A 22,928-nucleotide genomic window follows, 5' to 3' on the forward strand; every position below is an offset into this window, starting at 1 on the left:
GGCGCGGGACTTATGCCCCACGCCACATGCCGGTAAAATTTCACATGGAATAGAATATGATTCTATAAAACAGATTACTCCATGTTTGCATACAGAATTGCGTTTGTTGCATCCCAGTTGTATCCATCTTCTTCAAAGTCATGAAGCTTTGATGTGAAGAAATCATGGTAATCATTGGAGTACAGCGGAATCTCAGGAAGCTCATCATTCCAGTCAGCGATGAAATCGAACCATGCTTTTGCATATGCCTCATCATCACCTTCTTCTGTATGGTTCATAGTGATTGCAAGATCATACAGTTTCTGACCTTCTTCACCCTCTAATGCATTGGTGTTGTTAGATGAACCTGGCTCATACTGATATGCAACATCGTAAGGGTTACCGAAACCACTTGCTAAGTTGAACATCTGATATGGGTTCTCTTTGGAGCTGTCATAGTAATATGTCAGTAAGTCTGTGAAAGTACCAACAGTCTGGTTGATCTTCATACCTGCTGCTTCTACATCCGGGTTCTGCTGTAAGGAAGTTACAAGCAGGTCAGATACAGAGTTATTCTCAGAAGAGAACCACTCGATTACTAATGGCATGTAAGTACCATCGTCTAATTTCTTGTAACGGATTCCGGAACCTGAGTAATCAGAACCATCTTCGTTGTATACCCAGCCGCCGTCCTCTAACTCTTTGATTGCAGAGTCAAGGCTGTATGTGTAAGAGTTTAATCCGTCTAATTCTTCTGCATATTCCTCAGCCATCCACTGCTGTGTACCATAAGGTCCGCTTACAACAGTACCATGTCCGCCTGTGAATGTCTGTGCAAATGTTACACGGTCAAGTAAGTAAGCCATTGCATGACGTACTTCTTTGAACTGGGTCGGTCCCTGGTTACATTTGAGAGAAATCATTCCATAACCTGCGCGGCCATAGCTTAAGTAATTGAAGTTACCCTCTTCTACCATGTCAAGACCCTGCTCGATCTGATCACCGTCCGCTACCTGGTATAAGATATCAACAGCACCGGTCTTTAACTGATCCATCATAGTATCCTGTGGTGTATATTTTACGATAACAGTTTCGATATTTGCTGTCTGTCCCTCGAAGTTACCTGGGAAATTCGGGTTCCTTGTCAGTGTGTATGCATAAGAGTTCTCATCATAAGATGTGAACATGTAAGGACCGGAGCAGATATTGTAGTCATATCTTGCAGCCTGTACTTTATCTCCGATGTACTCAGAAGTAAAGTTGTCAGAGAATTTCACACCATTCTCTGTATCCTCTAAAGTAACATCTTCCGGTAACCATAAGTCCATAGACTCCGGCTGGTTAGAGATCAAAGCCTGTCCATAGTAGTATGGCATATACTGTGCGTCGATGGTTACAGAGAAAGTCTTGTCATCGATCAGATGAAGTCCTTCGAATGTATCTGTCTCGCCGTTTGAATATGCGTCATAACCTTTTACATACTGAACAGTACTGTCTGTTAAGTTGCTGGCTTCGAGATCAGTGATCATCTCGTCACATCTTAACATGTATGTTAATAAGTAGTCGTCTGCATTTACATCAGAACCATCGCTGAACTTTAAGCCGTCTTTGATCTTAACTGTGTAAGTTCTGCTTCCGTCCTCGTTATCTGTTACTTCCAGATTATCAAGAACAGCCGGGTTCTCGATCCATTTACCTGTCTGGTCTCTGTCGATTGGAGCCATACCTGTAACTAATTTGAATGCATCGTAATCAGAAGCACCGTTTGCCCAGAATGGAGTGATATCTCCACTTGTCTCAGAACTCTCGCCTAAGATTACCTGTTTGTTGCTGTAAGTACCGTTAAAAGTACTCTCTGTGCCGTCTGCAGCTGCCTCTGTACCCTCTACAGCAGCGTTGTCAGAAGAAGCGTTGTTTCCCGCATCAGCATTGCTGTTTCCTGAACCGCATCCTGCTACCATTCCGGTAGTCATGGCACCGATCAGAAAAAGAGAAATCAGTTTCTTTTTCATAATAGTTCCTCCTTATAGAAAATTGTTCTATATAAAAACGCCATGGCGTCTTTATAACATTATTGTTGTAGCACGTTATTGTGCTAAAATATTTTTGTATAAGCAAAAAAAAGTGCCAACAGACTCCTTTGCCCATTGCACTTTAAAAACATACAACTGTATGTTCCCGACGAACAATACTTTTTTTATTATACATGCAAGCCGTTTTTTGTCAATACTTTTTCTCATTTTCAGGCATGTATAAATATAACGCTTTTCCCAGTATTTTCCCTTCTTTTGCATTATCATTCAAGCGCCTTCCTAAATGTATGAATTTTCTTTCATTATTTTAATTATTGGGAATATTTGCATTTCGCTAAAGATTTCATTTTTTCTCTATTTCGTCTATATTATAATGTAATTTTGCTTCTTTCCATCTCATTTTACACCTGTTATAATTGAAACAGATTTTACAACATCACGAACTTCTATATATAAGGAGACACCACCATGATCACACCGGAAGATATCCTGAATCTCAACTTCTACAAAAAAGAAAAATTTACCGGCAGCTACAAAGGCATGCGTTATCTGATCCAGAAAGAACACGATGAAGAATCCGATACCGATGTTTTCCGTGCTATTTACTGGCCGGGACCTTATAATTTTGCCAACACAGACGATTCCTTAAAAACTTCTGCCACATTTCCTTTTACAGAAGATGGAAAAATAAAAGTTGTCGAGTGGCTTAATACCAGTTGGGAAAAAAGTAAAGACCATTTTCAGACTTTATTGCTTTAAAGGATTGACAGCACCCACATATAAACTTAAAATCTGATTAACGATATTACTTTAGTCCTAATTTACATATGAAAAATGAGTGCGATATATTTATATTCCGCATGTAAATTTTTATCGCAGGAATGGAGAATTTTATGGAGTATAACGAATCATATTTCAAAGCAAAATCAAACTCAAAGGCTCGCACGATCTGGCTGATCTTAATCGCCATCATGACTCTTTCGTATGGTTCAGAAACTTCCCAGGGACTTCACTCAGCCAGATATTATATTACCTTTCTTCTTATGGTATGGGTTCCATTTTTTATTGGTATTCTCGTATTAAAGATCAACGGAAAGGCTTCCTCTATATATAAGGAAGTTGTTGCTGTCGGTTACGGTGCATTTTACACTTATGTAATTCTCACCACTGATTCTGCGATCGCGTTTGGTTATATCCTGCCATTAACCAGTATGCTGATTCTTTTTAAAGACCGTAAATATATGATCCGGTGCGGTATCGCCAACGAGATCATTGTAATTGTTCATCTTATTTTACATAATATATATGGCATAAACCCAAATATTTCCACAAATGATTATTACCTTCAGATCTCCACGATATTGCTCTGCTATATCTGCTACGTCGTTTCCATCGATCATCTAAACCAGTCCGACGGAGCACTTGTCAACTCTATTAAAGACAACCTAAACCGCGTGGTGACCACAGTAGGGCAGGTCAAAGGCGCTAGCAGTTCCATTGTAGACGGTGTTACCGTAGTCCGTGAACTTGCTGATGAAAACAAACAGGGGGCTGATTCCGTTGTAAAATGCATGGAAGAACTGACCCAGAATAACGATATTCTTTATACCAAAACGATGTCTTCCATGGATAAAACTTCTGATATCAATACACAGGTCGAGAATGTAGCATCCCTGATCGCAGAAATGGTAAATGTGATCCAGGAATCCATCGAACACGCAAACTTAAGTGCGGAAGAACTTGCCGATGTTGTGTCTACCACCAACACAATGGCAGATCTGTCCTCACAGGTCGAACAGGTTTTAGAGAATTTCAAACAGGATTTTGATATGGTAAAAGAAGAGACCGGAACGATCGAAGGCATTACTTTCCAGACAAATCTCCTCGCCTTAAACGCCTCCATAGAAGCCGCCCGGGCCGGTGCTGCCGGAAAAGGATTTGCCGTTGTAGCTGACCAGATTCAGGGACTTAGCGTAGAGACGAAAAATTCTTCCGGCCGCATCCGTGATGCGTTGACTCATTTAGATGAGACCTCTGGAAAAATGACACAGTCCATCACGCAGACGCTTAACCTGATCCAGACAACACGTGAAAAACTCACACTCGTAAAAGACAGTGTTGCCAGTATTACCAAAGATTCGACGACTCTCGGTGAAAATATCAAAGTAATCGACGGTGCCATGAAAGATGTGGAGTCTTCCAATCAGGATATGGTTGACAATATGAAACAGGTCTGCGACACCATGGATGTCATGACCAAGTGCATCAACCAGTCAGATGACGTTTCACGCACCATGTTGAGTAAATACGAGGAATCCGCCGTTAACGTAAATAAAATCGAAACGATTGTCGGAAAACTGATGGGTGAACTCGGTACCGGCGGTTTCATGGGAATCGGTGATGCCAAACCTGGCATGAAAGTCGTCCTGATCGCCAAAAATGGCAGTTCATCATTTACTGCTCACGGTGAGGTAACAGCATCCCTAGACGGTGGAATTACAGCACGTCTGCATGTTCCTTCCGGTCATTCGATTGAAATTAAAAATAAAAACTTTACTTACGAGCTGCAGATTTCCGTCACAAATGCACTGTATATCTGGGAAAATGCCGATATTTCCACAATGCGCGGTCAGGCATCTGATATTTATAAGATTACTGTTGCAACCAACCCGAAGGTTATCAACCGTCGTAAATATCCGCGTATGCCGCTCTCCAACAAATGTACGATCACGGTAACACAGACCGGCAGACAATATAACGGTCAGATGATCAATATCAGTGCAGGCGGCTTTGCTTTCAGCGTCCGCGATAATTTCTTTGCCAGTGCGATCGGTTCCGACATTACCTTATCGATCCCGGATCTTCCTGTAGCAAGTGCCCGCGAGTTAGAAGGACATATCATCCGCAGCACGGATAATGAAAGCGTCTTTATCGTTGGCTGCCGTATGCCGGAGGATAATACAGCGATCGAGCAGTATGTACGCAGTAATTATCAGGGAGAATAATTATATAACCTGCATTCTCTTTGCTATCAGCATAACCACGCAAACATGCTGCAAAATACATTATAAAACAGCGGATAACAACTTCTTCTCTTGTTGTTATCCGCTGTTTTTCATATGATCTGACCGCTATTTGTTAATCATCGTGCAGACATGTTTACTCATTTATTTGATTTGCCTGCATTCACTTATTCTATACAATAAAACGCTCTACATTCTTCTGCAGCCTGTCCGCTGCTGCATGCGCTGCCTCTGCTTTTTCTTTGATCTCAGCTGCCTTCTCAACCACAACACCTGTTTTTTCAGCGATATCATTGGTACCGGTTGCGCCCTCCGTTGCTGCCTTACTTACTTCACCGATCGCATCCATAACTCCGTTGATCGATGCTAAAAGCTGCTCTGAAGATGCCGAAAAATCAGTTACCAGTCCATCAACCTTACCCGCATCATTACTGTAAGAATCTGCCATGTCAGAGAATCCTGCAAAACTGTCCACCACATCTGTTCCGACAAACTCAAGTAACTTTTTCGCTCCATCTGCCAGATTCGTTACAGATTCAACCACATTCTTTGTTACATCCTGGATATGTACGACTGCTGCCTTTGACTGCTCTGCAAGTACCCGGATCTCATCTGCAACAACTGCAAAGCCTTTTCCTGCCTCTCCCGCACGTGCGGCCTCAATGGATGCATTGAGTGCTAACAGGTTTGTCTGTCCGGTAATCTCCATAATTGATTCCGCAAGAACGCCAATCTGATCGACAACTTTGATATCTTCAAGTGCTTTTGTCAGTCCCTCATTGATTTCCGTATGGATTGCCTTGGTACGTTTATCATTTTCGGTTGTGGTCTTTTTAATACTGACAGCACGGTCTCGGATATCATCTGCCTCCATAGCCCCGTCCTGTGAACGTGTTGCAATGCTCTTTGCAGCGCTCTCGATTTCATGGGACATCGCATTGATCTCTTCGGAGGAAGCAGCTGTCTCCTGCATACCTGCTGCAAGTTCTTCCGTAGTAGCGGAAACATTCTCAATCTCCTCATCCAATGCCTGAATGTTGGTATCAATCTCCTGTACCATTCCGGTGATCTCTGTCGCCTGGCTCTTAACCTCGCCGATCAGTCCGTTCATCTCTGTCCTCATAGACTCAATGGAACCTGCCAGCTTTCCAAAATCATCACGGCGTTTTAACAGTGCAGTTCCAAGTGCCTGTGAAAAATCCCCCTGTTCCATGACTCCGATGGAACTGATACACTTCTTCAGTGGTTTAATAATGCTTAAAATGATCAATATAAGAAGAAATACTACTACCGCTCCTTCTATTATTGTTGAAATGATAAACGTGGTACGTTTGTTTGTTACATATGAAGTAAAATCTTTTTCAATGGATGCAACCTTATCATCGATATAGTCTGTGTAATTACCGGTTCCGATCACCCATTCAAACGGTTCAAATGCTTTACTGTAGGAACGTTTCGGAGAAGGTTCAGTCTCGCCTTCTTTCGGGAATACATAATCTGTATATCCTCCATCTGCCTCCTGTCCGACACGGATGATCTCTTTAACCATCTGATATCCATTGGCATCTTTCGTCTCCATACGGTTGGTGCCTTCTGTATCATTTCCTAAAAGCACCACATTAGTTCCGTCATACTGATCAACCCAGAAATATCCGCCATCTCCATAACGAAGCTGTCTGATCTCATCTGCCGCTAACTTCTTAGCTTCTTCCTCGGTATACACACCAGCCTGATACTGATCATAAATCGTCTGACAAAGTGAGACCACATTATCTACCTGCTGTTTGATCTGTTCATCATAAGACTCCCGCTCATCTGCTTCCATCGTCTCTAATGCTTTGCTCTGGAGCTGCTTCATGCTCTCCGATGAAATAACGGCACACAATACCAGTGCCACTATCGTCGCTAACATTACGATTGACAGCTTTGTCTGTACTTTTACATTGTTCATAAATCTTTCCTCCCGCTTCCCTGCTGTAATATCGGAGTTCACAAATATGATGTATATAGATTTTTCTATACAGATTTTTGAAAATTCCTTTCTATTATTTTACCATATTGCACAATTTATCTCAATATTTTTTAAATTTATTATAAATTTTGTATTTTTTTACATTTTCCATATTATTGACTTGTTTCAGAACAAAACAATAGCCGGAAAGCCTTGATTTTACTGCAAAATCTTAGCTTTCCGGCTATTTTTTATTCATGCGGGTGACAGGACTTGAACCTGCACGTCGGGGACACTAGAACCTAAATCTAGCGCGTCTGCCAATTCCGCCACACCCGCAAACCACTTTGCCATTATATATTAGCACTCGCAAAATTGCAAGCATTTTTTCCTCACATTTCTCCCTCTAAATCAGAAACGGCTACTGTTCACACATATTGTGCGAGTAGCGATTACAGCCATTTTAAATACATCTTCGATACAAAGACAATGGCAGCTCCAGTCCATGTGCCTCTAACAACTCCCTGTCGCTTAAAATCTCCTTTGTTGCCCCATCACACACAATTCTGCCCTCCGACAGTAAAATCGTTCTGTCACAGGTATCCCATACAAAATCCAGATCATGTGAAGCCACGATTTTCAGATAGGAAAACTCATTCAATACCCGGATCAGATTTCTGCGGTTTTTCGGATCAAGTGCCGCCGACGGTTCATCCATCAGTATAATATCCGGTTTCATGGAAAGGATGGTTGCGATTGCCGCTAACTTTTTCTCTCCTCCTGACAGTTTATGGATCGGTTTATTCGCAAGATGTTCAATGTGTACCTCGGCAATTGCCATTTTTGTCCTGTATGCAACCTCGTCTTCTGACAGACCATAATTCTGTGGTGCAAATGCCACATCCTCATATACATTTGGCATAAAAAGCTGATTTTCAGAATCCTGAAACACATATCCAGCCATTTTTCTAATCTGAGCTAATGTCTCTTTTTGTAACGGTACATTCCCGATACTGATGCTGCCTGAATCCGGAGAATACAAACCGACAAGTAATTTTAAAAGTGTTGACTTTCCTGCTCCGTTTGCACCGACAACGCCAATCGACGCCTGCCCATCCGCTGCAAATGATATATCTTTCAAAATAGGATTTTCTTTTTCATAGGAAAAATTCAGATGCGTTACCTCTATATTAATCTGTCCCATATTTTCCTCTCTCTTTCATCTGTCACAAAACAGTTTCTCTTTACCATCTAAAACAAAGTTCCCACCAGTTGTCCAACCGCAAAACATCGCAATATAGTAAACACCGCGATCCATAAAACAAGATACACTGCGTCTTTCATACAAAACCGTATCTCTTTTTTCAGTCCAAATATTCCCTGAAACCCGCGCAGACACATACTTTCGTAAATCAACTCTGCCCTGTCCATGCTTCGGATCAGCATCTGTCCCATCAGAGATCCCCACACCTTAAAATGAATGCCTTTCTGTCCCGGTGCCCTAAGTTCATATGCCTGCACCACCCGCTGTGTTTCTGCCAGCAATACAGAAATATACCGGTAAATCAGCCATACCTGCATCACAATGACTTTTGGCAGACGACATATCTCAAGTGCGAAGCAGATTTTTTCGATCGTTGTTGTCGCAATCAGAAGATACGATGCCAGAACCGCAAAAACTCCTTTTATCATCAAGGTCAGCATTGAAATCACTCCACCACTAATTTCAATCTGTCCCACATTCATTACGATCTGCCTGTCAAAAAAAGGATTAAATATACCTGCCACACAGACAAGCGGCAGCACAACACGCATCCGCCATAACGCATCCTTTACAGAAATTTCATTCATAATAAAAAGAATAACCGGATAAACTGCCATCACAAGCAGTCCACTCAGGTTATACTTAGAAAAAGAAACAACTGTCCCTATATACAAAATTGTCACACATAATTTTACAAGAGGGTGAACCTGGTTCACCCACCTGTCTTCATTTGCCAGTTCCTCGATACTTTTAATCTCAGAAACTGCCCTTTGAATTTTACTCATGCTTTTGATTCTTTCCAAAAAATTTAAATAGATAACAGCCTCCGATACATACAACTACAACCACTGCTGCACCAGCTACACCGGAAAACGATGTTCCTGCCATGCTCTCATTGTTTTTAAATGCATAATCCGGAAGCAGCGCTGTATGCTCCTGAATCTCTGCTGCCGTCTTATATGCTGTTCCTTTTGCATCTAACTCTGTGGTTCCTGCAACCTTTTCCATAGACCATTCCAGTCCGTCCGGATATGCTGAAGCAAACAGAGAAAGTCCGCCACCGATCAAAACAGTTAAAACTGCGAGAATCGTCACTGTCTTTTTCAAAGAAAAACGTGATGCCTGTTTCTGTGTACTTTCATCTGTACCCCAGAGCAGCTCCGGTCTTGCCTCATATACAAAGCAAAGCACTGCTGCCGTGATCAATCCCTCGACCAGACCGATTGCAAGATGGATCGGCTGCATCACTGCCACAAATGTCCCAAACGGAAGCTCCGTAATACCGGAAACAAGTGTCTCTAATGTAACAGAAAATGCTCCCATCTGCAATGTCAGTACACACCCCAGCACAGATGCTGCAATAATCTTCTTTTTGGATGCTCCCCGACGCATCATTGGCTTCCAGATCAGCAATGCTCCTATAAAACATCCATAGAATGCCATATTCCATATATTACAGCCAAGCGCTAAAAGTCCGCCATCCGCAAACAACAGACACTGTATCAAAAGAACCCCTATCATGGTAAGAAATCCTGCGTAAGGTCCAAGTAATGCAGAAAGCAGCATTCCTCCGCACAAATGTCCGGAAGATCCTGTTCCCGGAATTGTAAAATTGATCATCTGGGTTGCAAAAACAAAAGCTCCCATAACTCCCATAACTGGAACTTTCTTAGGCTCATCTAACGCCCTTACCTGTCTTACTGAATATCCGCCCGCTGCTGCTGAGCAAAGATACATTGTTGTCGCAACCGCCGGTGCAACAAGCGCATCTGCCATATGCATATTAAAATACCGCCTTTCATTTATCTTTGAACATATTAGCAAAAATCTGGTCATACCACAAGCCTTTTGTCACAGATCTTTCTACTTTTTCCGCTTTTGACACATACACTAATCCTTTCCATTACTTCCATAATACTCCTATTGCGAAAATGTTACATAATTGTTACAATTCTTTATGTAATCGGCCGATACAAAAAGATTGCAAGATGACCGCAATCAATAAAATAAGAATAAGGAGGACGAAACTATGTGTTTTAATTTCAATAGCTGTTCCGAGTTATTTAATGCTATCTGCAAATATTTTAACCTCGGTTGTTAATTAATTTACCCCGGTCTCTGACCGGGGTATTTTTCTTTTATCTATCTGAATATCAATTCCTATACAGTAGAAATCTACTTGTTTGCTACATACACCTGTCTTAAAACAGTTCTTTCAGCCACATAGCATTTTCATCTTTTTCCGAAATGATATATTTACCCTCTGGCCATTCGCTGCCCTTCCATATAAGATTCGGATCATCGTATCGCACAGCACATGCTGCCTCCCCGCAAAAATCCTGATCCACGCACCACTGCATCAGTGTATTATCTTCCAAGGTCAGATACCCGCGAAAATCTTCAAATGCGGGTGGAGTAAATATTTGTGGTTTATCTGATGAAAACTGATTCATTTATTACTACCTTTCTGAAATGACTTTAGAATAATGTTTTGGCACTCTGATCTTGCGGACACGATGCGGACATAAAACTATCAACTTTTGATTACTTTTTGTCACTTCAAAAATTGTAAAAAAATGGCGGAAAGCCTTGATTTTACTGGTTTTCCGCTATTTCCAATCTAATGAGACATCGGGGATTCGAACCCCGGACAACTTGATTAAAAGTCAAGTGCTCTACCAACTGAGCTAATATCCCATATATTTTATTATAAGCTGGGCTAGCAGGATTCGAACCTGCGAATGCTGGAATCAAAATCCAGTGCCTTACCGCTTGGCGATAGCCCAACAAGAAATATAAGACCAACATCTTAAAGACATTGTCATATTTCAGACCTGTTGCACTAGTCGCAACAAAGGTGGATACAGGGATTCGAACCCTGGGCCTCCAGAGCCACAATCTGGCGCGCTAACCAACTGCGCTATACCCACCATACGGCTATAAAGCCTGACACCTTATTAAAATAAGGAAATGTGCTCGAAGGGATTCGAACCCCCGACCCACGGCTTAGAAGGCCGTTGCTCTATCCAGCTGAGCTACGAACACATTTATCACATCTGCCCTGCAACTGATTGCCCGCTTCACAAGCAAACATGTTGCCATATATTATGCTTTCCATAATAATTTGCAAATGGAAAGCGGGTGATGGGAATCGAACCCACGTATCCAGCTTGGAAGGCTGGTGTTCTACCATTGAACTACACCCGCACACAATCGGGGTGACAGGATTCGAACCTGCGACCTCCTGGTCCCAAACCAGGCGCTCTAGCCAAGCTGAGCCACACCCCGATATGAACTTTTAATATTGAAAAGCAAGTTTCTTAAGTGCTTGTCTTTTCCGTCTCATCCGTGACGCAAGAGTTATTATATAGGACTCAAACATAAATGTCAACACTTTTTTTTATATTTTTTCAAAAAAATTTATTTTTCTTATAAATACTCTATTTCATAGTGCGCCACACCTTTTTTATCTATGTCCATCAGAATATACGAAGGGCGCTTTCCCTCCTGTCGCGGATAGGAAATACTACCGGGATTCATGACAACAATCCCGTCACCATATTCGATCAGCGGAATATGGGTATGTCCGAACATTGCAACATCCGCTCCACGCGCTAAAGCCTCGCGCTTTAAATCCTCAATCCCGGAACCGACATAGTAATAATGCCCATGTGTCATAAACACACGGTAATTTCCTACCATGATCTCCTTTTCACGCGGCAAAGAAGAGAAAAAATCATTATTCCCCGCAACGATTTCAAGCGGACAGCCGCAGAGTTCCCCTATATAATCCTCATATCCTTCTGCATCTCCAAGATGGATCACAAGATCCACCGGGGAAACTCTCTCTAAAACAACTTTTAAATTTTCATGTTTTTTATGTGTATCGCTAATAACCAGTACTCTCATAAGGCTACCTGCCCCATCCTATGTATTTCCAATCCCCATTCTTTATACATCAGATTCCATACTGATTCAGTTTTTCCTTCATGGCACGCAATGCCTTACCCCTGTGACTGATCTGATTTTTCTGTTCTTCCGTAAGTTCTGCCGTAGAACACCCGAACTCGTCCACGTAAAAAATCGGATCATATCCAAACCCATTACTTCCTGCCGGCTTTTCTCCGATATATCCTTCAATCGTTTCTCTCGTAACAAGCACATCTCCATTTGGCATTGCAGCCGCAATAGCGCAGACAAACCGTGCTGTACGTTTTTCCTTCGGCACACCCTTTAATCTGTCTAAAATAGCCTGATTTTTGATCGTATAAGACGTATTTTCCCCCATATAGCGGGCAGAATACACTCCCGGTTCCTTGTTCAGATAATCCACTTCAAGTCCGGAATCATCTGCAAGAACGATATCTTTGGTAAACTGTGCAACTGTCTGTGCCTTGATTTTAGCATTTTCCTCAAACGTTGTTCCGTCCTCTACAATATCTGCCTTAATTCCGGCTTCTTTCATTGAAAGGATCTCTGCATCCATATCCCCTAAAATTTCTCTGATTTCTTTCATTTTACCGGCATTTCCGGTTGCAAAAATAATTCTGTTCATATCACTTCTCCATTTCACACTATTCTCTATTCCTGCGCTGCCCTCAAGCGCATCTCAAGTTTGTGCGTAATCACAAATCTTGCATGTGAAAAATGCATTTTTCACATTAATAGCCTTCTTCAAATGCACGCAGTATTGCATGATAAATGCCAAGTGCTGCTTCCTTCTGATAATCCTCCGAACGCAGCAGATCAAGCTCCTCCTGATTCGTCATAAAACCAACTTCAATCAGCGCAACCGGAACTTCACTTGTCCTTATGATATAGATACTGTCTCCCTCAACAAGCCCTCGGTTTCTGCTATTAAGCTGTCCTGTCACTTCCTCTAAACAGATCTGCGCAAAACGTTTGCTTCCAAGTTCACTCGCATCAGATTCATTATACATGACTGCCGTACCATGTGCAGAGGACATTCTTCCACTGTTTGTGGAGTTGTTATGTACACTGATAAATAGATCGGCATCCGACTTATTTGCAAGCTGCACCCTCTGATCAAAAGTAGGGTTGCTGTCATCTGTTCTGGTGTAATAAACACCAATATTGTGATCATCTTCATCAAGTATCTTTTTTAACTGGAGCACGATATCAAGGTCAATTTCTTTTTCATTGACTCCCTGCTTGTTTGCTCCCGGTGCACGTCCTCCGTGTCCCGCATCGATTACGACTACTTTATCATACACTTCCTGTGGTGTCAAAAAGTCAAAATAATAATATGCATTGTCATATTCTGTTTTTAATTCGTACACACGATCCATTACGATCTCTATCACACCATCCTCTCCCTTACTGGAATAGGAGAGTGTCGCAATGTGATTACTGCTTCCTGTGATCGGTCCATTTTCAAAATAAGAGCGGTCTGTCCCCGGAATACTGATCCTTATCGTCTGTGTCACATAATCATTTGTAAATTGGATATCAGATCCTGTTACACCTTCCGGCAATTTCAACTGCAACTGTCCGCCATGAACCTGTTCTGATGTATCTGCAGCAACAATTTCAAGATCTTTCATCTCTGTCTGGTTTTCCGCATATTCCTGCTCTGCTAAGCGTTCTTCCCTCGTTTCCACAGCCCATGTATGGATCTGGGGAAAAAAAGGAAGTCCAATGCAGACTGCTGCCGTAAGTACCACAACTACTGCTGCCGCAAATTTTAATACTTTATCTTCCATGTAATAACTGCTTTCTATCGATTATCGCTGAATGCCTTGATACAAAGATTCGATTTTTCTACGGTATCAACACTCACCCATTTCGAACCATTTACACTGATATAACTCTCTCCATCATCTAAGTCTACATTTTCAGTCGCCTCATCCGCAGCATACTCAATTGCCATCGGATGTACAGATCCAGGGGTAATAATATGCAAAACAACTGCATAACGCTCCCCCGCATCCACTTCAATCCCCTGATTAAAGTCAACGGTATAATAACCTGCATTTCCCAGCTTACCGGATGCAACCGGGATCATCTTCTCCAAAGACGATTCATCCGCAAACTGACGCACAACATATAATTCATACTGCGAATCTTTTCCAGTTGCATAAAAAGATGCTGCCTTTAAGGTTTCATTTCCCTCTGCAGTAAAAACATTTGCCCCATAGATACTGTCTTTATTGTAACCAAGCTGGCCAACCCAGCCGCACAGATCACTCTGATAAATATGATCATAATTATCTGTATTTTCTATATCCGTATAAACAACATTATGTGTTCCAATGTTTGTATCATAATAAGAGATATAAAAAAACCCGTTTTCTCCAAAATTATCGCCCCAACTGTTCTGACAGATAAAAGCTCCATCACCTTCAAGATCTGTATTAAAATTATTCTTTGAGTAAGAATCATCCCATCCGACGATCACAACATCATGGTTTGGCTTTTCCGTACCAATATAGCAGTAGGCATTCGTACTTTTATTATAATATGGAGAGGAAGACTGTGAGCTTCGCAGTGCATTATAAATGGATGTCTGCACTCCACCATACTTAAATACAGCTTCTTTTATTTTTTCGTAATCCTTGCTCTCGATGATCTGCATTTCCTGCACATGCTTTACTTCCGTAAGATTCTCATCCGTCTTGTTATCTCCATAAGGATCATCCTTTTCATAAACAGGTCCCTTCCATGCTGCAAGATATGCCATTCCCATGGTATATTCGCCACCATCATTCTGAGTCATATTAAATCCATTACACAGTGTCATATGATCCACTGAATACTGCGCGCTCTCCTCCGGCAGCAGCGATGATTCAAGTGCTCCTAATGCTGCAAATGACCAACAGGTTCCATAACTTCCCTGATTACGCACTTCCGCTGTCCGTTTTCTGTCCCTTAGATCATAACTGGTCGGCACGATCGATGCATCCGAATTATCTACAGCCTGTGCCTCATTTTCCTGCATATCCCAGCTATATGTATAATCCATATATTGTGACAGATCATTGAGACTGACATAATACTCGTTCTCTATCATGGTAAACGGAGATGTGATCTTTTCAATATCACCATTCACAGTAGCAGTTCCCTGATCCAGTGAAAAGGAAATATCACTGGAATGTTTTTCCACAACCAGCCTGTCCCCATCATAAATGTGTGCACTGCAGTTTAACGCATCCCGCAGAATGGAAACAGGCATCATAATGTCTAAATTATCATCCATATAAAATTTATATTTTTCATTGGTATACTGTTTATTGTCAATGATCACAGACAGCAGATTATCATTCACACTTGACGCGATCAGCGGATTCCAGGTTTCTGCTTCTAAACTTGCTCCCCGGAAACTGCCGATCTGCTCATATTCTCCACCGGGTATATTATATTTTATCAAAAAAGCAATCGCCACGATTCCACCAAAGGCAATAAATCTTTTCGAATAATGCATGAATCAGAATCTCCTTAATGAAAATTATCACGTTTTGGCGGTTTTGGTCCCATAAACTGATAAAAGTACGTCTTTAACATTCCATTATAAATCTTACGGTTTTTATCCGCCTTCCGCCCTATGTAACGCTCTGTGTCCTCATAACTGGTGATCAGATACATCGACCATGCATCCAATCTCCGGTATGCCTCCCCGATCTGACTGTATAATTCCGGCAGATCCGCTTTATCTTCTAGGCGCTCTCCATATGGCGGATTTGTCACGATAAAACCATATTTCTTCGGATGGTGCAATTCTGCCACAGGTCTCTGCTGGAAATGGATCAGATGGTCAACTCCTGCACGGACAGCATTCTGTCTCGCCGCTTTTACCACATCACCGTCAATGTCATATCCCTGGATATCCACGGTAATATCATCATTGACCATATCCTGTGCTTCTTTCACACACTCATACCAGACTTTACGGTCTATGATATTTGTCCATTGCTCTGCTGTAAATTCACGATTCATTCCAGGTGCGATATTTGCAGCGATCATTGCCGCCTCTATCGGGAATGTTCCACTTCCGCAAAACGGATCTACAAGGATACGATCCGGTTTCCATGGCGTCAGCATCAGTAAGGACGCCGCAAGTGTCTCCGTCAGCGGTGCTTTGCTGGTCAAAGTACGATATCCCCTTTTATGCAGGGAATCCCCCGATGTATCAAGTGTTACCATGACTTCATCCTTTAACAGAAAAATACGCACCGGATACGGTGCTCCATCCTCAGCAAACCACTCTTTATGATATTGCTGCTTTAACCGCTCTACCATTGCTTTTTTCGCGATCGACTGAATATCAGACGGACTGAACAGTTTACTTTTGATAGAAGATGCCTTTTTTACCCAGAACTTACCATTTTCAGGAATATATTTTTCCCACGGAAGTGACTTGATTCCCTGAAATAATTCTTCAAATGTTTCCGCATGAAAACGCCCTACCTGAATTAAAACACGTTCTGCCGTGCGCAGGAAAATATTCGCCCGGCAGATTGCCTCCTCATCTCCGGTAAATGTGATTCTTCCGTCTTCTACTCTGTCTATCTCATAACCAAGATCATAAATCTCTCTTTTCAATACCGCCTCTAACCCGAAATGGCACGGTACCACAAGTTCATATGTTTTCATGAATTCTCCTTACTGTTTCTTTTACCTTAGTATTATATTATCCGTTCTAAAATACCCTGTCAATGTTAATCATAACCATTATATTGTCTGATCGCCTGCATTCCTCCAACAACTGTATACACCTCGTAACCGCATTTTGCAAGCTGCCTTGCTGCCAAAAGGCTCGTACTACCATATTCGCAATAAACGACTAATGTTCTGCTTCTGTTAAAACGTCTCATCCATCCATTCATTTCCTCATATGGACAGCAATATGCACCCTTATAATGTTCTTCCCGGTAAACTTCTCTCTCCCTCACATCAAGCACCAGAGCATGCTTACCTAAAATGATCTGTTCCATCTCGCGTGGATGTATCGTAAAAAATGCCATAATACCTCCGAAATAAAAACAGATTACAAAGCGCTGCCTTGTAATCTGTTCTTCTGCAAATGTTTTCCTTACATTATATGCAGTTTTCGGTATCTGTGTTCTTATTTAGATACGTTAGAACCTGTGCTATTCTGACCGGATTTATTCTGTCCGTTACTGTTTGTTGATCTGTTCTGTTCGTTGCTGTTTGTTGCCTTGTTGGAAGACTTATTTTTTGAGCTGTTCTGCCCATAGCTATTTTCATAGCTGTCCTCGTAACTGTTTCTGCAATTAGATCCACTGTTTGTTTTGTCTGCGTTCTTTGCCATTTCTTCCTCCATTCCGGTGCCCTTTTGCACCTGCTTCCTGCAATTTGGATGGCATGTACTTTTAACTGCATACAATTTCTGTCATACACAATTTCAGTTACATGCACTTTGGATTGCATAAATATTATTGGAAGAAATGCTTTCAATTATACATACAGTTACATCATATAATATTCTAAATTATCTTTCAGTTCATCTGTGATCTTACCGCCCGCCTTCTGATATTTATCATAGACGCCATTGATGCGCTGAATTTTTTTCGTCATTAAAATATCATATCTCTGCCATGCATTCTGATACATTGGATTAGACTTTAACTCTTCTCTGATCTCCTTCGCAAATGGACAATATGTTACAAGGATCTCTCTTGAAACTTTATTTAAACGAAAACTTCCTTTTGACTCATATTTGATCCAGTTCTGATAATCTTTTACAAACACCTCACGGTAATTATTTTTTCCACGAAGCAGTGCACTTTTTATCTTTTCTTTTGCCTCAATCGAAAGATCATGATTCTTCTTGTAAAACTGAATATAATCACAATACTCTGCTGTCAGGGATTTATCACGGATATCATTCCAGTGAACACCCTGAATTTTGCGGCAGATCTCCCAGCGGTAACGTCCTGTCGTTTCAACCATCATATCATCAAGATCAACAGCTGTAAAAATAGGGAACATATATCTTGCCGGTGTATCACGTCTTACACCCGCAGTCTCCTGCCACATCATCGCTCTTGTTCCTGCATTCGGCATCAGAATAATATTCGGAAGTACTTCTTTCATGATCTCTTCACGATTGATTCCCTTATCCGGATCTGAAAATACAACACCTCTGTAAAATACAGAAAAATCGACCTTTCGCACTTTATTCATGGCATCCTCGATCTTCTGTGCTGTAACAAGCATCTTATCAACAGAATTGATCAGGTCATTCTCTCCTAAAATCGGACAAAATGTCGATACCCTGCCATAAGTAACGCGGTTTCCGGAAGTGAACATATTCTGTATCTCAAATTTTACCTTCATCTCACGGTTATTTGCATACTCCCGCATCTGTTTTTCGTTTACTTTTCCGGTTTTTTTCAGTTCAGCCAGATAGCCCGTATAATCCAGATCAAATTCATTCTTTGACGGCTCATTCTGACCATTATAAATCGTTTTTAACCACTCAAATATCGTAAAAATATGATCCGAGTTACAAACTTCTAAATGCTCTGTCAGATCATAAAGGATATTGGCATTGTCCTCACCCACCATCTGTACATCCATAAAGCCGAAATTTAAAAACATCTCTATGATCGGTGTCGGTTCATCATCATCTTTCATCACATTCATAAATACTTTATAATACGCATCATAAAATACCTGTGAAAGCTGTTTTCTAAGCTGGAATACTTCCGCATCTGTGGAAAGCATATCCGGAAGATCCCTGTACTTCTGGATCAGTTTTCGCATATCTTCGATGCGCTCCGGTGTATATCCGGCATAAGTTAAGATATGTTCTAAGCAGTCTTCTGACTCTTCTTCCTCATCCCATTCCTCATCAGAAATATTATCATCTTCTCCCGGTGTGGCAAACTCATCAATTGCATACTGCGTAAAATCATGATTTTTATACTCATTCAGACGATAGGATACCAGTTTATCATCATAAATATTTAATTTACGGATAACTTCCGCAATTTTATCCATACGTTCTTTTAATGGGGTCACATCATAATGATTCATTTCTGCCTGTATTACAAGCTCAAAATAAAGATGGAATAAATCGTTTTCGGATTCTGATAATAAAATATCCTGATTGTATTTCAGATAATCAACCATCTCGATAATGCCCTGCATAACACGCCTTGTCTGATAAGAGGCTTCCATAATAGCCCCGATACAAAGGCTGTCATCTTTTTGCATGAGCTTTATGTATTCATCAAGATATCCTTTTTTTGTAAGACTGGTACTGTTATTAACTTCCCAGTTCTCTGCCATATGTACCATATCAAGCGGTTTAAAGTTGTCCATCCTCGGAAAACCCTGTCCGTCAATACGCATCTGACTGCAAAGCATGGTATAATCATTATATTCAGTTTCCACAAATGTATGAAACTGTCTTACCAGATTCTTAAATCCGGCATACATCTCAAGCAGCATCTGCCGCTGTTTTAAAGCAGCACGAAGGAGTGTTCCACGCATGCTCTCCTGACCGTTTAATGCATTGATCAAATCATCTGCTGTATTATATGGAAAAACTGCAAGTACAGAATCTTCTCTTGCGATATAGTCACACAAATATCTGTCTTTCTCCGAAACACCGATCACACTTTCTTTGTTCAGAACAATCCTCGCGTAGGAATTTCTCTGTACGACCGATCCTTCTAAAATTAAATACCATGCTTTTACTTTTTCCTTTTGTTTCGCAATTACCTGATTTTTCTGTACCTTAATTGTCTCCATATACCCTGTCTCCTGTCTGCATTTCATGCTGCAACACTTTTTAATCTTTATTCCTGTCTGCTTCTTATACTGTATTTTTCTTATACTGTATTTTTCTTTAAAAATTTATTTACTATTTACTATTTTTAATTTTAACAATTCATCCAACAGACATTTCGCTGCTTCATCTTTACTCATAAGCGCAAGCTCTTTTTCCCACTTTTCTGTGATCAGCGTCAGCACATTTGTGTCACCGGCAAATCCGGCCCCCTGCTGTTTTAAATTATTTGCAGCAATCATATCAAGATTCTTCTTTTCGCGTTTTACCCTGGAGTTTTCCAACATATGCTCTGTCTCCATAGAAAATCCACATAAAACCGTTTTACCTTTATTCTTCCCAAGCTCTGCAAGAATATCTGTTGTTTTTTCCAGTGCGAGTGATAACTCACCTTCTGATTTTTTGATCTTCTCATCTGCAGTATGCGCTGGCGTATAATCAGCCACTGCCGCTGCCTTTACAATAATATCCTGTTCTTTCGCGCGTTCCATGACTGCCTGATACATATCCTTTGCAGATATCACAGGAACTGTTTGCACAAACATTGGCGGCTCTAATGCAGTCTTGCCGGTCACAAGTGTCACTTCTGCACCACGAAGCATAGCATTCTTTGCTATGGCATATCCCATCTTTCCAGTAGAATGGTTTGATATAAAGCGAACCGGATCGATTGCTTCCTGTGTCGGGCCTGCAGTTACCAGTACTTTCAATCCCTGCATATCTTTCTCAAATGCAAGTTCTCTTAAAACATACTCAACCAATGTTTCTTCTGATGGAAGTTTTCCATCACCAGTATCGCCATTTGCAAGCATACCGCATACTGGATCTATAATCTCGTATCCATGCCGCTTCAGTTTTTCCAGATTTTCCTGCACAATTGAATTATGATACATATTATGATTCATTGCCGGTGCAACCAACATTTTGCAGGTACATGCCATCACTGTCGTAGTCAGCATATCATCCGCAATCCCATTTGCGATCTTTCCTATCACATTTGCAGTAGCAGGTGCAATAAGCACCAGATCTGCCTGCTTTGCCAACGCAACATGTTCCACTGAAAATTCAAAATTACGGTCAAAGGTATCGATCAGACATTTATTGCCGGTCAGTGTCTCAAATGTCGTTGCAGTAATAAAGTTAGTCGCGTTCTGTGTCATCAGGACATGCACATTACAGTGCATTTTCTTTAACATCCGTGCTACATTTGGCATCTTATATGCCGCGATCCCGCCGGTTACGCCAAGAAGTACTGTCTTTCCCTGAAGCATTCTATTTTCCTCCTGCTCTCGTTCTTTTACGATACGATGCTTTTTTTAAATATTTTATACTGTTTTTATGTATTTCGCAACACCTGATTCGTTCTCTTTTTCTTAATTGATTGCCCTTCGCTCCATCGTTAGAGCGCATCCATGGTACTTAAACCTAAAAATGGAGACATGATAAATCATGTCTCCATACATACGTGCGCGAGAAGATTCGAACTCCCGACACCTTGGTCCGTAGCCAAGTGCTCTATCCAGCTGAGCTACGCACACATATTTAATTCATTGTATCTGAAACCAGATACAATGCCGGCGACCGGAATCGAACCGGTACTGTATTTCTACAACAGGATTTTAAGTCCTGCGCGTCTGCCAGTTCCGCCACGCCGGCATAATGAGATAAACTCATTGAATGGGACCTATAGGGCTCGAACCTATGACCCTCTGCTTGTAAGGCAGATGCTCTCCCAGCTGAGCTAAGATCCCACGCGATTACTTGTAGTGAGTGTTAAAATAAAAGATTCTGAGTTGTGACATGCTTGCATGGCTAAGACTCAGAATCTTTTATTTTATCCGAGCGTTAGCGCGGGATGGCAGTTCGTAGAACTGGCATACACACTCACATTTTCCTCACTGCAAAACGACCCAAGCGGGACTCGAACCCGCGACCTCCGCCGTGACAGGGCGGCGCTCTAACCAACTGAGCCATTAGGCCTTATCAAATGACTCCGACGGGAATCGAACCCGTGTTACCGCCGTGAAAGGGCGATGTCTTAACCGCTTGACCACGGAGCCTTATCTTTATTCTTTCATTAAAAAAACTCCCCGAGTAGGACTCGAACCTACGACAGCGCGGTTAACAGCCGCGTGCTCTACCAACTGAGCTATCGAGGAATAATCTAAAGGTATTTTCTTAGTACCTTCAAAACTTCATACAGAACACCATCAATAACATAATCTGTGAAGTTGCGAAGCAACTTCCAATGCGAACATCGTTCGCTATTATTTGGTCAAGCCCTCGATCGATTAGTAACAGTCAGCTCCACACGTTACCGTGCTTCCACCTCTGCCCTATCTACCTTGTACTCTTCAAGGGATCTTACTTCCTTATGGAAGGGATATCTCATCTTGAGGGGGGCTTCACGCTTAGATGCCTTCAGCGTTTATCCCTTCCGGACTTGGCTACTCTGCCATGCCGTTGGTCGACAGCAGATACACCAGTGGTCCGTCCATCCCGGTCCTCTCGTACTAAGGACAGCTCCTCTCAAATATCCTCCGCCCGCGCCGGATAGGGACCGAACTGTCTCACGACGTTCTGAACCCAGCTCGCGTACCGCTTTAATGGGCGAACAGCCCAACCCTTGGGACCTGCTACAGCCCCAGGATGCGATGAGCCGACATCGAGGTGCCAAACCACTCCGTCGATGTGAACTCTTGGGAGTGATAAGCCTGTTATCCCCAGGGTAGCTTTTATCCGTTGAGCGATGGCAATCCCACTTTATGCCACCGGATCACTAAGTCCTACTTTCGTACCTGCTCCACCCGTCGGTGTCGCAGTCAAGCTCCCTTCTGCCTTTGCACTCTTAAAATGGTTTCCGACCATTCTGAGGGAACCTTTGAGCGCCTCCGATACCCTT

Annotated in this window: 17 protein-coding genes, 13 tRNA genes and 1 rRNA gene (1 of these 31 only partly in view); 2 read left to right on the forward strand and 29 right to left on the reverse strand. The window is 41.8% G+C overall.

The genetic code is table 11. The features are described from left to right. Nucleotides 1–74: 74 nt before the first annotated feature. A complete protein-coding gene (locus ACDD58_RS05740) occupies nt 75–1,991 on the reverse strand; it encodes an ABC transporter substrate-binding protein (RefSeq protein ID WP_370776356.1) in 1,917 nt (638 codons plus the stop codon). Nucleotides 1,992–2,480: 489 nt separating this feature from the next. Here ACDD58_RS05740 and ACDD58_RS05745 point away from each other — a divergent pair, with 489 nt between their 5' ends. Together ACDD58_RS05745 and ACDD58_RS05750 are read left to right on the forward strand one after the other, a co-directional pair. Then, nucleotides 2,481–2,771: a GNAT family acetyltransferase gene (locus ACDD58_RS05745; RefSeq protein WP_370776358.1), complete on the forward strand. Its 291-nt coding sequence runs from the start codon at nt 2,481–2,483 to the stop codon at nt 2,769–2,771. Between the two features lie 134 nt (nt 2,772–2,905). Further along, the gene (locus ACDD58_RS05750; protein WP_370776360.1) at nt 2,906–5,017 is read left to right on the forward strand and encodes a methyl-accepting chemotaxis protein; all 2,112 of its coding nucleotides are present in this window, start codon (nt 2,906–2,908) and stop codon (nt 5,015–5,017) included. A 190-nt stretch (nt 5,018–5,207) separates the two neighbouring features. Here ACDD58_RS05750 and ACDD58_RS05755 read toward each other — a convergent pair whose 3' ends face one another. From ACDD58_RS05755 to ACDD58_RS05890, 28 genes are all read right to left on the reverse strand, one after another. Beyond that, nucleotides 5,208–6,986: a methyl-accepting chemotaxis protein gene (locus ACDD58_RS05755; RefSeq protein ID WP_370776362.1), complete on the reverse strand. Its 1,779-nt coding sequence runs from the start codon at nt 6,984–6,986 to the stop codon at nt 5,208–5,210. 258 nt (nt 6,987–7,244) lie between these two features. Then, a tRNA-Leu gene (locus ACDD58_RS05760) sits at nt 7,245–7,325 on the reverse strand. Nucleotides 7,326–7,449: 124 nt separating this feature from the next. Next, nucleotides 7,450–8,190, reverse strand: coding sequence for an energy-coupling factor ABC transporter ATP-binding protein (locus ACDD58_RS05765; RefSeq protein WP_370776364.1), 741 nt, complete (start codon nt 8,188–8,190; stop codon nt 7,450–7,452). Nucleotides 8,191–8,237: 47 nt separating this feature from the next. Next, nucleotides 8,238–9,035, reverse strand: coding sequence for a cobalt ECF transporter T component CbiQ (gene cbiQ / locus ACDD58_RS05770; protein ID WP_117921030.1), 798 nt, complete (start codon nt 9,033–9,035; stop codon nt 8,238–8,240). After that, nucleotides 9,028–10,032 carry an energy-coupling factor ABC transporter permease gene (locus tag ACDD58_RS05775; RefSeq protein WP_370776367.1) on the reverse strand — a complete coding sequence of 335 codons (1,005 nt, stop codon included), beginning with the start codon at nt 10,030–10,032 and terminating at the stop codon, nt 9,028–9,030. Before ACDD58_RS05775 ends, cbiQ begins: the two co-directional genes overlap by 8 nt. Before the next feature lie 419 nt (nt 10,033–10,451). Then, on the reverse strand, nt 10,452–10,703 hold the full coding sequence (locus ACDD58_RS05780; RefSeq protein WP_370776370.1) for a dTDP-4-dehydrorhamnose 3,5-epimerase family protein: 252 nt from the start codon (nt 10,701–10,703) through the stop codon (nt 10,452–10,454). Nucleotides 10,704–10,874: 171 nt separating this feature from the next. After that, a tRNA-Lys gene (locus ACDD58_RS05785) sits at nt 10,875–10,947 on the reverse strand. Nucleotides 10,948–10,964: 17 nt separating this feature from the next. Then, nucleotides 10,965–11,036, reverse strand: a tRNA-Gln gene (locus ACDD58_RS05790). Nucleotides 11,037–11,106: 70 nt separating this feature from the next. Next, nucleotides 11,107–11,180 (reverse strand) — tRNA-His (locus tag ACDD58_RS05795). A 41-nt stretch (nt 11,181–11,221) separates the two neighbouring features. Continuing rightward, nucleotides 11,222–11,295: transfer RNA gene (locus ACDD58_RS05800), tRNA-Arg, on the reverse strand. Nucleotides 11,296–11,386: 91 nt separating this feature from the next. Further along, nucleotides 11,387–11,457, reverse strand: a tRNA-Gly gene (locus ACDD58_RS05805). Nucleotides 11,458–11,463: 6 nt separating this feature from the next. After that, nucleotides 11,464–11,538 (reverse strand) — tRNA-Pro (locus ACDD58_RS05810). Between the two features lie 141 nt (nt 11,539–11,679). Then, complete coding sequence (locus ACDD58_RS05815) at nt 11,680–12,159, reverse strand: metallophosphoesterase (protein WP_022111716.1); 480 nt, start codon at nt 12,157–12,159, stop codon at nt 11,680–11,682. Nucleotides 12,160–12,208: 49 nt separating this feature from the next. After that, nucleotides 12,209–12,805, reverse strand: a complete 597-nt coding sequence (locus ACDD58_RS05820) for an XTP/dITP diphosphatase (protein WP_117921032.1) — start codon at nt 12,803–12,805, stop codon at nt 12,209–12,211. Between the two features lie 106 nt (nt 12,806–12,911). Continuing rightward, nucleotides 12,912–13,973 (reverse strand): N-acetylmuramoyl-L-alanine amidase, encoded by a 1,062-nt coding sequence (locus ACDD58_RS05825; RefSeq protein ID WP_118210180.1) that lies wholly within the window; start codon nt 13,971–13,973, stop codon nt 12,912–12,914. A 14-nt stretch (nt 13,974–13,987) separates the two neighbouring features. Continuing rightward, nucleotides 13,988–15,691: a lectin like domain-containing protein gene (locus tag ACDD58_RS05830; RefSeq protein WP_370776374.1), complete on the reverse strand. Its 1,704-nt coding sequence runs from the start codon at nt 15,689–15,691 to the stop codon at nt 13,988–13,990. A gap of 14 nt (nt 15,692–15,705) precedes the next feature. Then, complete coding sequence (locus ACDD58_RS05835) at nt 15,706–16,860, reverse strand: class I SAM-dependent RNA methyltransferase (protein WP_370776376.1); 1,155 nt, start codon at nt 16,858–16,860, stop codon at nt 15,706–15,708. A 65-nt stretch (nt 16,861–16,925) separates the two neighbouring features. Further along, nucleotides 16,926–17,231, reverse strand: coding sequence for a rhodanese-like domain-containing protein (locus ACDD58_RS05840; RefSeq protein WP_370776378.1), 306 nt, complete (start codon nt 17,229–17,231; stop codon nt 16,926–16,928). 101 nt (nt 17,232–17,332) lie between these two features. Continuing rightward, the gene (locus ACDD58_RS05845) at nt 17,333–17,539 is read right to left on the reverse strand and encodes a hypothetical protein (protein ID WP_118210181.1); all 207 of its coding nucleotides are present in this window, start codon (nt 17,537–17,539) and stop codon (nt 17,333–17,335) included. 158 nt (nt 17,540–17,697) lie between these two features. Beyond that, entirely contained in the window at nt 17,698–19,989 is a 2,292-nt protein-coding gene (locus ACDD58_RS05850; RefSeq protein ID WP_117921038.1) for a cyclic nucleotide-binding domain-containing protein, read from the reverse strand. Nucleotides 19,990–20,094: 105 nt separating this feature from the next. Beyond that, nucleotides 20,095–21,297 (reverse strand): bifunctional phosphopantothenoylcysteine decarboxylase/phosphopantothenate--cysteine ligase CoaBC, encoded by a 1,203-nt coding sequence (coaBC, locus tag ACDD58_RS05855; RefSeq protein WP_370776380.1) that lies wholly within the window; start codon nt 21,295–21,297, stop codon nt 20,095–20,097. 193 nt (nt 21,298–21,490) lie between these two features. Next, nucleotides 21,491–21,564 (reverse strand) — tRNA-Arg (locus ACDD58_RS05860). 34 nt (nt 21,565–21,598) lie between these two features. After that, nucleotides 21,599–21,682 (reverse strand) — tRNA-Leu (locus ACDD58_RS05865). 22 nt (nt 21,683–21,704) lie between these two features. Next, nucleotides 21,705–21,777: transfer RNA gene (locus tag ACDD58_RS05870), tRNA-Val, on the reverse strand. Nucleotides 21,778–21,932: 155 nt separating this feature from the next. Next, nucleotides 21,933–22,006: transfer RNA gene (locus ACDD58_RS05875), tRNA-Asp, on the reverse strand. Nucleotides 22,007–22,014: 8 nt separating this feature from the next. After that, a tRNA-Glu gene (locus tag ACDD58_RS05880) sits at nt 22,015–22,086 on the reverse strand. Nucleotides 22,087–22,112: 26 nt separating this feature from the next. Next, nucleotides 22,113–22,185: transfer RNA gene (locus tag ACDD58_RS05885), tRNA-Asn, on the reverse strand. Nucleotides 22,186–22,297: 112 nt separating this feature from the next. Next, a 23S ribosomal RNA gene (locus ACDD58_RS05890) occupies nt 22,298–22,928 on the reverse strand; it runs 2,263 nt beyond the window's last position.

The sequence above is a fragment of the Roseburia sp. genome (assembly GCF_041325975.1).
GTDB classification, from domain to species: Bacteria; Bacillota; Clostridia; order Lachnospirales; family Lachnospiraceae; genus Roseburia; species Roseburia rectibacter.

Coding starts and splice junctions, on each gene's coding strand:
- ACDD58_RS05850 (WP_117921038.1), bottom strand. CDS start 19,989: ATGGAGACAATTAAGGTACAGAAAAATCAGGTAATTGCGAAACAAAAG.
- ACDD58_RS05835 (WP_370776376.1), bottom strand. CDS start 16,860: ATGAAAACATATGAACTTGTGGTACCGTGCCATTTCGGGTTAGAGGCG.
- ACDD58_RS05820 (WP_117921032.1), bottom strand. CDS start 12,805: ATGAACAGAATTATTTTTGCAACCGGAAATGCCGGTAAAATGAAAGAA.
- ACDD58_RS05775 (WP_370776367.1), bottom strand. CDS start 10,032: ATGCATATGGCAGATGCGCTTGTTGCACCGGCGGTTGCGACAACAATG.
- ACDD58_RS05755 (WP_370776362.1), bottom strand. CDS start 6,986: ATGAACAATGTAAAAGTACAGACAAAGCTGTCAATCGTAATGTTAGCG.
- ACDD58_RS05745 (WP_370776358.1), top strand. CDS start 2,481: ATGATCACACCGGAAGATATCCTGAATCTCAACTTCTACAAAAAAGAA.
- ACDD58_RS05750 (WP_370776360.1), top strand. CDS start 2,906: ATGGAGTATAACGAATCATATTTCAAAGCAAAATCAAACTCAAAGGCT.
- ACDD58_RS05740 (WP_370776356.1), bottom strand. CDS start 1,991: ATGAAAAAGAAACTGATTTCTCTTTTTCTGATCGGTGCCATGACTACC.
- ACDD58_RS05840 (WP_370776378.1), bottom strand. CDS start 17,231: ATGGCATTTTTTACGATACATCCACGCGAGATGGAACAGATCATTTTA.
- ACDD58_RS05815 (WP_022111716.1), bottom strand. CDS start 12,159: ATGAGAGTACTGGTTATTAGCGATACACATAAAAAACATGAAAATTTA.
- cbiQ (WP_117921030.1), bottom strand. CDS start 9,035: ATGAGTAAAATTCAAAGGGCAGTTTCTGAGATTAAAAGTATCGAGGAA.
- ACDD58_RS05830 (WP_370776374.1), bottom strand. CDS start 15,691: ATGCATTATTCGAAAAGATTTATTGCCTTTGGTGGAATCGTGGCGATT.
- ACDD58_RS05780 (WP_370776370.1), bottom strand. CDS start 10,703: ATGAATCAGTTTTCATCAGATAAACCACAAATATTTACTCCACCCGCA.
- ACDD58_RS05845 (WP_118210181.1), bottom strand. CDS start 17,539: ATGGCAAAGAACGCAGACAAAACAAACAGTGGATCTAATTGCAGAAAC.
- ACDD58_RS05825 (WP_118210180.1), bottom strand. CDS start 13,973: ATGGAAGATAAAGTATTAAAATTTGCGGCAGCAGTAGTTGTGGTACTT.
- coaBC (WP_370776380.1), bottom strand. CDS start 21,297: ATGCTTCAGGGAAAGACAGTACTTCTTGGCGTAACCGGCGGGATCGCG.
- ACDD58_RS05765 (WP_370776364.1), bottom strand. CDS start 8,190: ATGGGACAGATTAATATAGAGGTAACGCATCTGAATTTTTCCTATGAA.